This window comes from Postechiella marina (assembly GCF_039538365.1).
Lineage (GTDB): Bacteria > Bacteroidota > Bacteroidia > Flavobacteriales > Flavobacteriaceae > Postechiella > Postechiella marina.
This window is the reverse complement of record NZ_BAABCA010000002.1, coordinates 314,157-328,390: the sequence shown is the minus strand read 5'-3', so window position 1 is coordinate 328,390 and position 14,234 is coordinate 314,157. Positions and strand designations below refer to the sequence as shown.

Below are 14,234 nucleotides of genomic sequence, written 5' to 3'. Positions count from 1 at the left end.
AATAAAAAACTCAAATCATGAAAAAAATAATTTTATTTGTTGCTTTGGTAAGCGTATCATTTGTTAACGCTCAAGCTTTTTTAGGTAAAAACGATAATAAATTTCAAGTTGGTGCCAACTTTCAAGACGGAGGTACAGGTATTAATTTAAGCTACGATTTAGGTTTAGGAGAAAACATATCGGTTGGTTTCTCTACATCTTATGTTTTAGGGCTAGACGATGCTTTAAAAAATAACGCTATTGACGATTTAAATGCCGATTTTGATAACCGTTTTGACCTAAGAGCACGTTTTAATGCAAACCTAGGAAACGTTATTAATATTGATGATAATTTTGATGTTTACCCTGGTTTAAGTCTTGGACTTAAAAACTTTGGTGGCCATTTAGGTGCACGTTACTTTTTTAGCGATGGTTTTGGTGTTTACACAGAATTAAACACGCCTTTTGCAAAATATAAAAGCGGAACATTAACAGCTGCCGAAGAGTTACACAACCAGTTTACGGTTAATTTAGGAGCAGTTTTTAACTTGTAGAAAAAAGAAACAATACATTTAAAACCACAGGCTTTAAATGTTAAAATAGTATTAAAATTTAAGGCTTGCAAAACATAGTTTTGCAAGCCTTTTTTGCATTAAAAAAGTAATTTTTTAACTGTAAATTTTGCTATTATTTTATAAGCTCGTTGGCCTTAGTGTACACTAAATGAGACTCCCAACCGCGATACAGAAAATAATCTATAAACTTTTTCTTTTTTTTATAAATGTTATTTTCTGTAATAGAATTTGCTTTTTTTTCGGCTAAGTCATTAAAAGTGTCGACGTATACCTCTTCGGGTACTTCGGTAAGCGCTTGATTTATATTAACTTTGCTTATGTCTTTTTTCTTTAGTTCGAAAGTTAATCGGCGTCGGCCCCAAGCCTTAAACTTAAATTTACCTCGAACAAATGTTTTGGCAAAACGTTCTTCATTAAGAAAGTTATGCTCTAGTAGGTGTACAATAATTACATCTATAGCTTCGGGTATCATATGCATACCTTCTAGCTTTTGCTGCACTTCTTGATGGCACCGTTCTTGGTAGGCGCAATAATGCTCTAGTTTTCTTGTGGCTTCTTCTACGGTATATGTTTTTTTTGTTTGCATAAAATCGAATCAAAAATAACAATTGATAAATTAAAATTTAGAATAAAAATTTATAAAAAACCAAATCTTTTCTGCTACGCATAGTCGAAGTATAATTTTTTAAACTTAACGCTTATGAAAAAAATTAGTCTCTTAATAATAACGCTTTTATCTGTTGGTTTTGGGTATGCGCAAATGAATGACTTAATTATCTCTGAGTATGGAGAAGGGGATGGTAATAATAAATATGTTGAAATATTTAATGGCACTGGAGCCGATGTAGATTTATCTGATTATGAGATTTGGAGAATTTCTAATGGTGGTTCATGGTCTGAAGTTGAAATTTCTTTAACAGGAGTAATATTAGTTAATGGAGCGACTTACGTTGTTGCTCATACTGGCGCAGATGCTGTAATACTAGCTGTTGCTTCCGGTAGTACTGGAAAGGTTAGTGGAAGTGCTAATTGGAATGGAAATGATGCTGTTGGTTTAGCTAAAGATGATGGTACGGGGACATTTGTGTTAATTGATGCAGTAGGAACAGATGGTGTTTCGCCACCATTAAATGAAGGTTGGGATGTTGCAGGTGTACCAGATGCTACATACAATAGAACATTGGTTAGAAAAGCTAGTGTTTGCAATACAAATACAAATTGGACAACTTCGGCAGGTACTAACGTTGTAGATAGTGAATGGATTGTTTTAACTCAAGACGATTGGTCAGATATTGGTTCGCATACTACAGACTGTTGTATATATGCTACAACATGGTCTTCTGGAGCATGGTCTTCGGGACCACCAACACTAAATACAATTGTAACTATTGATGATAATTTTAATACAAGTAGCGGAGGTTTACAAACAAACTTTAGTGCTTGTACATTAATTGTTAATGCAGGAGCTACCTTAACGGTAGGCAACGGTAATTTTGTTGAGGTGCAAAATAGTGTTACGGTTAATGGAAATCTTTTTGTGGAAACACAAGGTAATTTTGTTCAGAATGATGATAGCGGAACATTTACTGTTGGCGCTAGCGGAACTGCTCGTGTAAATAAACAAACAGCATCTAAAAGTAATTGGTATTATTATACTTATTGGAGTTCTCCTGTTGTTGGAGAAACCATAGGAAGTGTTTTTGCAAATGTAGATGCAGATAGGCGTTTTTCTTTTAATGCAGCTAATTTTGTAGATACAGATAATGATGATATTGACGATAATGCAGATGCTTGGACTATAGAAAATGCAGGGGCTTTAATGGTGCCTGGAGTTGGATATGCTGCTACAGAATCTCAATTTTTTATGGGTGGATCTGGAACAGCTGCTTTTGAAGGTGCTTTTAACACAGGAAACGTAGATGTTACCATTGATTTAAACGTAGCTAATGCAGGACTTAATTGGAATTTTATAGGAAACCCTTATCCATCGGCATTAGATTTTATAGCTTTTCAAGCTGCTAACGCTTCAATTTTAGATGGTGTTGCATATTTTTGGGCGCAAGCATCGCCTCCAGAAGCAGTAAACGACGGTAACGAGGTGTTAAACTTTAATCTTAATGATTATGCAGTATTTACCGTAGGTACAGGTGGAACCGCTGGTGGTAGTGGTCCAGCTCCGTCAGGGTTTGTAGGTTCTGGTCAAGGCTTTTTTATTCCAGCTTTAAATTCGGGAGTTGCAACATTTACAAATGCTATGAGAATGGCAGATGTTACAAGCAACAGTCAGTTTTTTAAATCAGGAAATACTAAAAAATCTGTTGAAGATAAAAGTTTAGAAAATAAATTATGGGTTAATTTAACGTCAGATAATGGTGTTTTTAATCAAATACTTGTAGGTTATGTAAATGGAGCCACAAATAGTAATGATGGCATGTCTTATGATGCACCAAAATTAATTACACAAGATTTTGCAGCTGCATTATATTCTAAAATGGAAGGTGATGATACACATTATACTATTCAAGGAAAAGATTTAAATAGCATTAATTTAAATGAAGTAATAAAGGTTGGTTTTGCTTCTAATATAGAGGTAGCCACTTTATTTAAACTATCTATAGATCATTTACAGGGCGATTTCTTAACAAGTAACTCTGTTTATTTAAAAGATAACTTGCTAAATAAAACACACAACTTATCTGAAGGAGACTATACTTTTACATCAGAGGTTGGAGAGTTTAACGAGCGTTTCGAAATTGTATTTAATACCGATAATACCTTATCTACAAATCAAGAAGAAATAAACACAAATAAGTTTACTATTGTCGATGTAGACGATAACAAGGTTCAGTTTAACACAAACAGTAATTTAGATATTAAAAGTATTAGTGTTTTCGATCTTTTAGGAAGACAGTTATACAATTTAAAAGGGGAAAACACATCAGAAACATATACCTTATCTAACTTAAAAAACACGGTTTATATAGCTAAAATAGAATTGTCTAATGGTGTTGTAATAACAAAAAAAGCCATTAAGAAATAATATTTAGGTATTTAAAATACCAACAAAGCATAATAACACATAAAAAAAGGAGCTCATGTAAATTAGCTCCTTTTTTTGTTTTTTAAAACATGGTTTGGGCTATTGTTTTTGGCCTTAAAATAAAAATATAGTTATCGGTATTACTTTTGTATAAAATGGATGCAAAAGCATTAATAAAGCAGTTGCTTATAAGGTGTATTTTAAAGCTAAAATAAAGTTTCTTCCTGCAGCTGCAATGCCAGACGAGTAGGTTTTATAACGTTGGTCTGTTATGTTTTCTAAACTTGCAGTAACCGTTGTGGTATCGCTAATTTTATATTGGGTTCTTAAATTTAAAGTATACCAAGATGGCGCGTAAGGGTTGCCATTGTTGTCTAGCGCATAAATGTAGTCTTTCTCAATTTCCGATGTTGCCAAATCGTTATACGATAATTGCTCGTTGTAATTTAAAAAACCATCTATTTTTAAGTTTTTGTTGTTAGACCATACTAAGTGTGTGTTTCCAAAGTTAGGTGCCACATGTCTTATAGGTACTTCTATATCGTTGTTTTCTTCTGTTCCGCTTATTACGCTGTATTGCGATGTTAATTTTAAATGCTCTTGAATGTGCCATTTTAAATCGACCTCGAAACCATAAATACGCGCTTTCGATGCATTTTGAATGGCCTGTATGTTGCTTAATTCGCCATCGTATTCAATTTCTGTCTCGCCATTTAGCGTATAATCTCTTCTTACTAAAGCATTATCTAAATAAGTGTAATAGGTACTCATGTCTAAAACAAAGGCATCGGTAAAATTTAGTTTTAGTCCTAACTCGGCACTATAAGCATATTCTGGTTTTAAATTTTCGTTAGGCACAACCACAGATCCAGGTTCAGAATCGAAAACCTTGCCAATATCATCAATATTTGGCGCTCTAAATGCCGAAGAAGCATTAAGTTTCCATTGTATGGTTTGGGTAGGCGACCACCTAAAACCTGCGGTACCTGTTAAGGCGCCTGCGCTGTTTTTAGAGCTGTTAAATGGTAAGTTTAAGTAAACGTTGTTATTGGTAAAATTGGCTTTAGAAACCACGTTGTTAAAGCGTAACCCCGACTGAAATACAAATTTTAAATTTGGTTTGTATTTTATGCTAGTATATGCAGCTGCCGATTGCCAACTGGCTCCGTTAGGGTATCTAGAAACGGTTGGTGTTTGGGTGTTATTGGTTATGTTTTCTTCAAAACCTATAGATTTCACTTTGTTATACACATACTCTATCCCGTAAAAAAACTGAATTTTTTTACTTAGTGTTTTTTCAAAATCGAAATTAAACGAGTAAGCATCTACATGTTCTTCTCTTACATTTCTTATATCGTCTCCAAAATCGCGATCTAGTCTGCTTTCTTGAAAATTTTGGTAGGCTAAAGTGGTTTTAATTTTATCGTATAAATTAGAGCTGCTGCTTAGTTTGGTAACTTGCATATTGCCCATAAACCATTTTTGCGGACCGTAATTCCACTCTGCAGATCGTAATGTGTTGTTTTTATATCGAATAAGCCTGTCGTATCTAGGTACATCAGATGTTTTTGTGTAATACAACCCTAAGTCTAAACTTAACTTTTTATAAGGCTCGAAACGTGCCTTTTGCATAACGTTTATTTGGTTATACCCAGATTGCCTTTGTACCAACGGGTTGTTGTTTGTAATAACTACATCGCCAGTGTTGGTTGTAATAGCAAATTCTGGTCTTAAATATTCGTCTGGACCATGTTTGCCCATGGTTAAATCGCCAAAAGATGTATAACTTACGTTGGTTAAAAAAGCCCATTTTTTATAGCCTAAATTAAAATCGAGATGGCCAGTTTTTTCGTCGCTTGCAGACGAGTATCTTACTATGGCATTCGATTTAAATAAAAGAGAATCTGTGTACGATAATTGCGGTTTTTGGGTGTAAAAACTCATAACTCCACCAATAGCATCGCTACCATAAATTACAGAACCCGAACCTATGGTAACCTCTGTGCTTTGTATAGAAAACGGATCGATAGAAATAACGTTTTGCAGGTTGCCACCTCTAAAAATGGCATTGTTCATTCTAACACCATCTACGGTAATTAACAGCCTGTTGGTCGAAAATCCACGAATCATTGGGCTTCCGCCACCAAGTTGACTTTTCTGTATAAAAACTTGCCCTGAGCTTTCAAGTAAATCGGCGCTGGTTTGCGGATTTACAAATTGAATACTTTCAGAATTTATGCTTATTATTTTTTGAGGAATATCTTTTTTGTCTTGCTCGAATTTTGATGCAGAAATTACAATTTCGTCTAGTCCTTGCGTGTTGGCATCTAAATATATAATGTTAGAAGCATCTATTTTGGATTTGTTAATGGTTTTTAATAGATGCGTTAGGTGCTGAAAGTATAGTACTTCGTTGCTAGAAAAGGCATCTAAATTTGCATGTCCGTTTTCGTCTGAAACTACATTTACAGATTTATCAAAATTATAAATAGCAACAGCGTTTATAGGCTCTTCGGTAAGGGTGTTTAATATTTTTATTTGCTGCGCTTGCACATTTAAGTTGGCAAATAAAAGAAAAAAGAGGATGTAAAATACCTTCATGTTTTAGCTAAAAACTTGATTAAAAACTTGTAGTGATTTAGGGGTTTTAAAACTTCCCAAATGTAGTTCAAAATAAAGCAATATCATACTTAAAAACGATTGTCTTTGTTTTGCATTAATTTTTACAGTATGTAATGCATCAAAGGTTGTGCCTAATAAGGTTTTTAGTAGTGTTAAATTTTCGCCGTGTACCGATGTTTTTCCGTAACCTGTATTTTCAAATTTACCATCTCTAAGGTTAAAGTATTTGTCTTCGCTACTAATTTCTTCTGGGTAAAAACCTAAGTATCTGGTTAGGTTTAGTAAAAATAGTAAATGAAAGTTAGACGATTCTGTATGTGTGTCAAACCACAACAAAGTGGTTTCTAGGTAGCTGTAAAGGGTTTCGTTTTGCTCTTCTTCTTGTAAAATACTAGATAATACTTCTGATAAAAACATAACGACCGCACTTTTTATAATATTGGAGTGTAGACTAGTGTATAAATGGTTTAGTTTAACTTCTTTTATAGTTTGAAGGTTTTTATTGTTTTTGTAATTTATAACAATTTGTATTTGAGATAGTAACTGGAAATAAGCAGCTTTTACATGGCCTTTTTTATTTTTTAAAATACCTCGAATTAAAAAGCTAACAACACCGTATTGTTGGGTGTAGCATTTTACAATTAAATCGTGGTCTCTGTATTTAATTTTAGACAGTACAATGGCGTTAGTTGTTGTTAACATTACCTTACTACCATTAGTTTTAAAACCTTAGTCTCGAAGTTATCTAGATCTGACAACATAATTAAGTAAACGCCCGATGCAACAAGGTTATTGGCTAGGTTTTTACCATTCCAATAGGCGGTTCCGCCATCAATTTCTAAGTTAAAATTTTTGTAACGTAAATTGGTTTTAGATTCTGCTTCGGCCACTAAATTGCCTGTAATGTCGGTAATTTTAATGTTTACATTTTCTGAAAGGCCTTTAATTTTAATTTTTTCGTCTACCATGTTAAACTTAGGGCGCACAGGGTTTGGGTATACGTGCGCAGTTTCGAAATCTTCTTGGGTACTAGAACCTCCAGATTTAAAAGATAATAAGCCTTTGCTAGACGCTATGTATACGGTACCGTTTGTATTGTCTATAGAAAGATCTGTTATAGAGTTTGATGGTAGTGGCGAGTTGTCTTTTGTAAAATGATGTATGGTTTTTTGTCCGTCTGATGATAAATAGAACAAACCAGCACTATCTGTACCAATCCATTTGTTATTAGATCCATCAACCTTAATACTTGTTATTTGCTGTTGAAAAAGTAGCTCTTTAGCAATACCATCTTCTTCAATAATAATCTCATTAACAGAAATATCGTCATTTTCAAAAATGTTAGCGGTGTCGTATAACACACGTAGGCCTCTAAAAGTACCTATCCATAATTGATTTCTTTTGTCTAAAGCCAAAGAAAGTATAATTTCTGAAGGCATATTTTGATCTTCAAAAGCAATATTTTTTATAAGTTTATTGCCTCCGTTTTCGTTAAAAGCAATAAGACCTCTGTTGTAGCTACCTATCCATTTATATTGGTTACTGTCTATTATTATGTCTTGGTATCCTGTGTTTTCTGTGGTTGTAGGTATTACTTCTTTTAAATCGTACGATATCCAGCTATTATTTGATGGGTTTAAAACTTTTAATGGGTTTTCTGTTCTGTTGTTTAATATCCATAAGTTGCCATTTTCATCAAAAGACATGGCGCTAATTCTTATGTCTATATAATTGGGGTTAGGGTGAACTAATGGTTTTAGCCCGCTATTTGTTTCGTTGTGTAAAAATGTAGGGATTTCGTCGTTAACCTCTAGTAAACCACTAAAATAAGAGCCTATGTATACTTGGTTGTTATTAAACGGATTAATGGCGGTAACTTTTAAATTTTTTGCACCAAATACGTCGCTGTATGGCGTATTAGTCCAGGTGTTGTTTTTGTAATGGCTAAAGCCTCTGCTGTTTAATGGGTACGGGTTGTTAAAAAGGTCGTGGTCTCCAAATGTAAGCCATAAATTATTAGGTCCTGCTGTTATGGCAAAAGGAGTGTTAAGTAAAGGGCAATCTGGATGTAACTCTTCGATAGTATTTGTGTTTGATAACGGAATTTTTAATGCTCCGAAATCTCTTGTACCAATAAAAAGTGTATTATTACTTATAGATGCAGCACTATATAATGTGCTAAAATCTGTACTTACAGGAATTTCGTGTGTTAAATTAAAATTTGTATCGTAAATATATACCGCGTTTCTTAATGTAACAATTAAACTGTTGTTATGTGTTATTAATTTAAGTGGTGTTTGGTTATATTGAAATAGTCTGGTTAACACATCATTTTCTACACGATATATTCGTTTATTAGAATGTGTAGCATATAATGTATTGTTTAAAGTTTGAACGCCAACAAAATTACCAGACGATATTTGTTGCCAATTTTGATAATCTATTAAATTGGGGTTGCTTAAATCTGCTTTTCTTATACCGCTATTGTTTTGGCAAGCAGCATATATAAAACCATTGTGAATGGTGGTTTGGCTTACTTTTAATTGGCTTCCAGAATTACCAATAAAATAGGTGTCTCCAAATTCTAAACGTTCTAAATCGAAAACAGATATACCGTAATTTGTAGATATATAAATTATATTTTCGTATGCGTTAATATGGTTAATTCTTTTATCTACATTATTAATAGTCGCTTTTTCTGCAATATCTACTACGGTAAGTACGTTTTTATTATCGTTAAAAATAATTTCAATAAGTCCGTTTTCGTAGCCCACTACAAGTAGGTTGTAAGTATCGCTGTAATAAATAGTAGATATGTCTTCGCCAGAAAGTCCGTTAACAGTTGTTATTTCGTTAAACTCTTTTGTTTGAGTGTCGTAACTAAAAATGGCATTTTGTGAGGCTGCATAAATTTTATTGCCTGCATTAACTACATCGGTAATATTATAATAAGAATAATGCCCTGTCCAAAGAGCCGAGAAATCTTGGGCAAATTGTAAAAAGGGTAGTAAAAAAATTAAAATTATAATACTTCTTTTAATCATAGCTTTATTTATGCTGTCAAATATATTTATATCTAACGAGTTTTGGCTTAAAATAATATATTTAAACAAAAAAAGCTTCCTGAATATAGGAAGCTTTTTGTAATGTTTTTTAAAATGTATTAAACAACACCTTGAGCAAGCATAGCATCTGCGACTTTAACAAAGCCAGCAATGTTTGCGCCTTTAACGTAATCGATATAACCGTCTTCGTCTTTACCAAATTTAATACAAGAGTCGTGAATGTTAGACATGATGTCTTTTAATTTTTCATCAACTTCGTCTCTTGTCCAGTTAAATCTTAACGAGTTTTGAGTCATTTCTAAACCAGATGTAGCAACACCTCCTGCGTTTGATGCTTTTCCAGGAGCAAACAATATTTTAGCCTTATGGAACTCTGCAATAGCCTCTTTAGTAGATGGCATATTAGCTCCTTCGCTAACACAAATACAACCGTTGCTTAAAAGTGCTTTGGCATCAGCTTTATTTAATTCGTTTTGTGTTGCACAAGGTAAAGCAATATCACATTTAACTTCCCATGGCGTTTTTCCTTTTACAAATTCTGCATTAGGATATGTTTCTAAGTATTCGCTAATACGACCTCTTTTTTCGTTTTTTAATTGCATAACAAATGCAAGCTTGTCTGTGTCTATACCATCTTTATCGTAGATGTATCCAGAAGAATCTGAAAGTGTTAATACTTTACCACCAAGTTGAATTACTTTTTCGGCAGCGTATTGTGCTACGTTTCCAGATCCAGAAATTACAACTTTTTTGTTTTCGAAACTGTCTCCTTTGGTTTCTAACATTTTTTGAGCAAAGTATACATTACCATAACCTGTAGCTTCTGGTCTAATTAAAGAGCCACCCCAAGACATACCTTTACCAGTTAAAACACCAGTAAAACCGTTGCTTATTTTTTTGTACATACCAAATAAGAAACCTATTTCTCTTGCGCCAACACCAATATCTCCTGCAGGAATATCTGTGTTATGGCCAATGTGTCTAAATAATTCGCTCATAAACGAATGGCAAAAACGCATTATTTCGTTGTCGCTTTTTCCTTTAGGGTCAAAATCACTACCACCTTTTCCTCCACCCATAGGTAAAGTTGTTAAGCTGTTTTTAAATACTTGCTCGAAAGCTAAGAATTTTAAAATACTCATATTAACTGTTGGGTGAAAACGAAGACCGCCTTTGTATGGGCCAATTGCCGAATTCATTTGAATTCTATACCCTCTGTTTACTTGAATTTCTCCAGAATCGTCTACCCAGCAAACCCTAAAGGTTACAACGCGTTCTGGTTCAACCATTCTAAGTAAAATGTTTTTACCGTAATAAATATCGTGCTCTACAATGTATGGAATTACAGTTTCTGCAACTTCTTCTACTGCTTGTAGAAATTCTGGCTCGTGGCCATTTCTTTGTTTAACTAAATCTAAAAATTCTTCAATATTATTTTTCATTTATATACAGAATTGAATTATTATTTTATGAACTATGTAATTTTATGCTGTAAAGATACGTTATCTGTAAAAAATATGCTTGTTTTTTTAGAAATTCGTAATTTTATTTTTAACATGGTAGTTGGTTAATTTATAAATGTTTGTTTGTTAGTTCTGTTTTTATATATTTGTTTATTAATGCCTCAGTAAAATAAAACCTTATTATGCTTAACTATAAATGTTTAGCCTACATCTCTTTATTACTTGTATTTTGTCAAACGGCATATGGTCAATTGGGTTTTTCTCATGAGATTGGTGTTATTGCTGGTCCAGTAGAGTTTAGGTCTGATTTTGGTAATAGAAATGATACAGAAACTAATTTTGGGAATTCGGGATATGGCATCGGTTTAGTGCACTACTTGAATTTTTCTTATAGAGCAGATTGTAATTGTTACACCACAGATACTTATTTTAACGATCACTTTAAAATAAGAAACGAGATTTCGTTTAATAAAACAAAATTAGAGCATTTTGGTAAATGGGTAGACCCAAGTAGAAATACAATAGAGGCAAACCAATTAAGAGGTCATAAAGGCGAAGCCAATAACTTTGATATAGGTACTCAAATAGAATTTTTTCCTTTGAGTATACGTTCTTTTCAGGCTTTTAGTTATAGAATAGCGCCTTTTGTAAGTTTGGGAGTGCATTATACTTCTTTTTCTCCAAAGGTAACAACTACCTATGCAAACCCAGATCCAGACGAAATAGGGAATGTGTTAAATCCAGATAACTTTTATTCGGCCTGGGATCCTGGATCGGTTGATGCTTCCCCTGGTAGTACATGGTCTGTAGTTAGTAGTGTTGGTTTTCGTTATAAGCTTACCAAATTGTCTGATTTAATGTTAGATTTAAGATGGCAATATTACTTTAGCGATTATGTAGATGGATTAGACCATCAGTTAGAATACAACAAATACAACGATTGGTTATTATGGCTTAATGTAGGCTATATTTATTACTTAGATTAAACAGAGTTCTCTTAATTTTTGCCTTAATTCAAACTGGTTTATTGCCTTGTTAATTTTTATAGCATGCGAATATATAAATGCCTACTATTTACACTGTTTCTTGTTGTAAGTGCTTGTAAAAAAGATGTTAAAACAACATTTACAGAGTCTGATTTTAATACAGAAGCCAATGTTAATGTACATGTAAACATACCTGTTGCCGCAGGCGATGCAGATATAGTAACTAAAATAAACTCTACTGTTAAACACAGTGCTATTGCAGCGCTCCAAATTGGCGAATTTCAAGATGAAGATATAAACTCTATTGAATCTGCTGCTTTAAACTTTACTAACGAGTATAAGGCTTTTAAAACAGATTTTCCTGATAGCCCAGAATTATGGAAAGCCCAAATAGATGGCGAGGTTCTTAGCCAATCGGCAGAACTAATATCTGTATCCTTAACAAGTTATATAAACACAGGAGGTGCTCATGGTACAATGCATATTTCTTTATTAAATTTTAATGCAGAAACTGGAGAGCATGTAGAAAATACAAAACTTTTTAATGATGCAGAAGGTTTTAAAAAAATAGCGAAAACTTATTTTGATAACGCTGTAAAAGATAAAGCGTTATTGGATGTTTCTGATAGTTTTAAATTGCCAGAAAACATAGGTTTTAACGACGAAGGTATTGTATTACTATACAACACCTTCGAGATTGCACCTTATGCATCGGGAATTATAGAATTTATGATTCCGTTTGATGAAGTAGCGTCTTATTTAGTTTTTAATAGCTCGCTTTAAAGCTAAAATATAACCCATGTGTATACCTTCGTGAAATAATACGAAACTTAAGGCTTCATCCACGTTTTTTAATGTATTGCCAGTAGTAGAAACAGTATACTCTTTATACCCTTTAAAAGCATTATTAGCATAATCGTTTTTTGTTTTTTCTATTGTAGCGAACAATAAGTCTTTAATCTCGTTTACTTCTGTTTGCGATGCATTTCCATTTGGCTTAGAGTCTTTTCTATACTTATTAATAATATCGTCGCTTACCATGGGTTGTAAACCCGATAACTTATAAATTAGCAATTGCTCTGTAACTACAATGTGCCCAATATTCCAGATAATATTGTTGTTAAATCCTTCTGGAATTTTGTTTAAATCTTCTAGTGTATAGCTTTCAATAATTTTTTTTAGCGCAGCTCTAGTATTTGGTAATACTTCAAATATAAAATCCATTTTATTATTTTTTTATAAAAATACTTTTTAATCATTTAATTACTTTTACGTTTAATAAAAAAATATAATGAGAAAAGTATATTATTTAAAAACATGCAGTACTTGCACTAGAATTTTAAAAGAATTAAACCTGTCTTCAGATTTTGTTTTACAAGATATTAAGCAAGAAGAGGTAACAGTAAAACAAATAGAAGAGATGGAAGCGCTTTCTGGTAGTTACGAGGCTTTGTTTAGCAAACGCGCAAAACTTTACAAAGAAATGGATTTAAAAAATCAAGATTTGTCAGAGCGCGATTATAAGCAATACATTTTAGAGCATTATACTTTTTTAAGCAGACCTGTATTTATAATAGATAACGACATTTTTATTGGTAATTCTAAAAAAAATGTAGAAGCTGTAAAAGCCAAATTAGCAAAGCTTTAAATTTATTAAAGTGATATAAACAAAAAAGCTGTTTCGTTTTAACGAAACAGCTTTTTTAGTATAAACGTAAAGCGTAATTATTTAGCTTCAGCGTAACGTTTTTCAGCTTCATTCCAGTTTACTACATTAAAAAATGCACTAATATAATCTGGACGTCTGTTTTGGTAATTTAAGTAGTATGCGTGTTCCCAAACATCTAATCCTAAAATTGGAGTTCCGCCACAACCAACGCCTGGCATTAATGGGTTATCTTGGTTTGGAGTAGAGCAAATTTCTAATTTTCCGCCTTCATGTACACATAACCATGCCCATCCAGAACCAAAACGAGTAGCAGCAGCTTTACTAAAAGCAGCGATAAATTCGTCTTTAGATCCAAAGGTAGACTCAATAGCATCTTTTAAATCTCCAGATAAGTAACCTTTATCATTTGGATTCATTACAGACCAGAACAAAGAGTGGTTGTAAAACCCACCTCCATTGTTACGTACAGCACCATTGTTCATGTCTAAGTTAGTAAGAATATCTTCAATAGATTTTCCTTCTAAATCTGTTCCAGCAATAGCGTTGTTTAAGTTGTTAGTATATCCTTGGTGGTGCTTTGTATGGTGTATTTCCATAGTTCTAGCATCCATATGTGGTTCTAAAGCGTCATATGCGTAACCTAATTCTGGTAATTCAAAAGCCATAATTTCTTATTTTAAAATATTAATATATAAATTTATTCAAATTTACGTATAAAACCATTCAATTAAAAATAATTAGTTACTATCAAATCAGTTTAAAAAGAAAATTAATAACATTTTAACGTTATGTTATAAATTCTAATATTAACCAATTATAGAATGTATTAAAATTT

The 14,234-nt window shown here is 32.8% G+C and carries 12 protein-coding genes; 5 read left to right on the top strand and 7 right to left on the bottom strand.

Features of this window, described 5'->3' with window-relative positions:
- Positions 1 to 17 precede the first annotated feature (17 nt).
- On the top strand, positions 18 to 533 hold the full coding sequence (locus tag ABD715_RS05235; RefSeq protein WP_344787058.1) for a DUF6646 family protein: 516 nt from the start codon (positions 18 to 20) through the stop codon (positions 531 to 533).
- A 133-nt stretch (positions 534 to 666) separates the two neighbouring features.
- On the opposite strand, the gene ABD715_RS05230 is transcribed toward ABD715_RS05235, so the two are convergent.
- Positions 667 to 1,140, bottom strand: a complete 474-nt coding sequence (locus ABD715_RS05230) for a regulatory protein RecX (RefSeq protein WP_344787057.1) — start codon at positions 1,138 to 1,140, stop codon at positions 667 to 669.
- Positions 1,141 to 1,254: 114 nt separating this feature from the next.
- On the opposite strand from ABD715_RS05230, the gene ABD715_RS05225 reads away from it, so the two are divergent.
- Positions 1,255 to 3,594, top strand: coding sequence for a lamin tail domain-containing protein (locus tag ABD715_RS05225; protein ID WP_344787056.1), 2,340 nt, complete (start codon positions 1,255 to 1,257; stop codon positions 3,592 to 3,594).
- 186 nt (positions 3,595 to 3,780) lie between these two features.
- On the opposite strand, the gene ABD715_RS05220 is transcribed toward ABD715_RS05225, so the two are convergent.
- The 4 genes from ABD715_RS05220 to gdhA all read right to left on the bottom strand — a co-directional run bounded on the left by ABD715_RS05220 (position 3,781) and on the right by gdhA (position 10,723).
- Positions 3,781 to 6,195, bottom strand: a complete 2,415-nt coding sequence (locus ABD715_RS05220; protein WP_344787055.1) for a TonB-dependent receptor plug domain-containing protein — start codon at positions 6,193 to 6,195, stop codon at positions 3,781 to 3,783.
- 3 nt (positions 6,196 to 6,198) lie between these two features.
- Positions 6,199 to 6,918 carry a DNA repair protein RecO gene (gene recO / locus ABD715_RS05215; protein WP_344787054.1) on the bottom strand — a complete coding sequence of 240 codons (720 nt, stop codon included), beginning with the start codon at positions 6,916 to 6,918 and terminating at the stop codon, positions 6,199 to 6,201.
- On the bottom strand, positions 6,918 to 9,260 hold the full coding sequence (gene porZ, locus ABD715_RS05210; protein ID WP_344787053.1) for a type IX secretion system anionic LPS delivery protein PorZ: 2,343 nt from the start codon (positions 9,258 to 9,260) through the stop codon (positions 6,918 to 6,920). The genes recO and porZ overlap by 1 nt, the downstream gene beginning before the upstream one ends.
- Before the next feature lie 119 nt (positions 9,261 to 9,379).
- On the bottom strand, positions 9,380 to 10,723 hold the full coding sequence (gene gdhA / locus ABD715_RS05205; protein WP_344787052.1) for an NADP-specific glutamate dehydrogenase: 1,344 nt from the start codon (positions 10,721 to 10,723) through the stop codon (positions 9,380 to 9,382).
- A gap of 203 nt (positions 10,724 to 10,926) precedes the next feature.
- On the opposite strand from gdhA, the gene ABD715_RS05200 reads away from it, so the two are divergent.
- The gene (locus ABD715_RS05200) at positions 10,927 to 11,730 is read left to right on the top strand and encodes a THC0290_0291 family protein (protein WP_344787051.1); all 804 of its coding nucleotides are present in this window, start codon (positions 10,927 to 10,929) and stop codon (positions 11,728 to 11,730) included.
- A gap of 63 nt (positions 11,731 to 11,793) precedes the next feature.
- Positions 11,794 to 12,513 carry a DUF3298 and DUF4163 domain-containing protein gene (locus ABD715_RS05195; protein ID WP_344787050.1) on the top strand — a complete coding sequence of 240 codons (720 nt, stop codon included), beginning with the start codon at positions 11,794 to 11,796 and terminating at the stop codon, positions 12,511 to 12,513.
- On the opposite strand, the gene ABD715_RS05190 is transcribed toward ABD715_RS05195, so the two are convergent.
- Complete coding sequence (locus tag ABD715_RS05190; RefSeq protein ID WP_344787049.1) at positions 12,490 to 12,954, bottom strand: DinB family protein; 465 nt, start codon at positions 12,952 to 12,954, stop codon at positions 12,490 to 12,492. The genes ABD715_RS05195 and ABD715_RS05190 overlap by 24 nt on opposite strands.
- 67 nt (positions 12,955 to 13,021) lie before the next feature.
- On the opposite strand from ABD715_RS05190, the gene ABD715_RS05185 reads away from it, so the two are divergent.
- On the top strand, positions 13,022 to 13,378 hold the full coding sequence (locus tag ABD715_RS05185) for an arsenate reductase family protein (RefSeq protein ID WP_344787048.1): 357 nt from the start codon (positions 13,022 to 13,024) through the stop codon (positions 13,376 to 13,378).
- A gap of 77 nt (positions 13,379 to 13,455) precedes the next feature.
- On the opposite strand, the gene ABD715_RS05180 is transcribed toward ABD715_RS05185, so the two are convergent.
- Positions 13,456 to 14,064, bottom strand: coding sequence for a superoxide dismutase (locus tag ABD715_RS05180; RefSeq protein ID WP_344787047.1), 609 nt, complete (start codon positions 14,062 to 14,064; stop codon positions 13,456 to 13,458).
- Positions 14,065 to 14,234 lie beyond the last annotated feature (170 nt).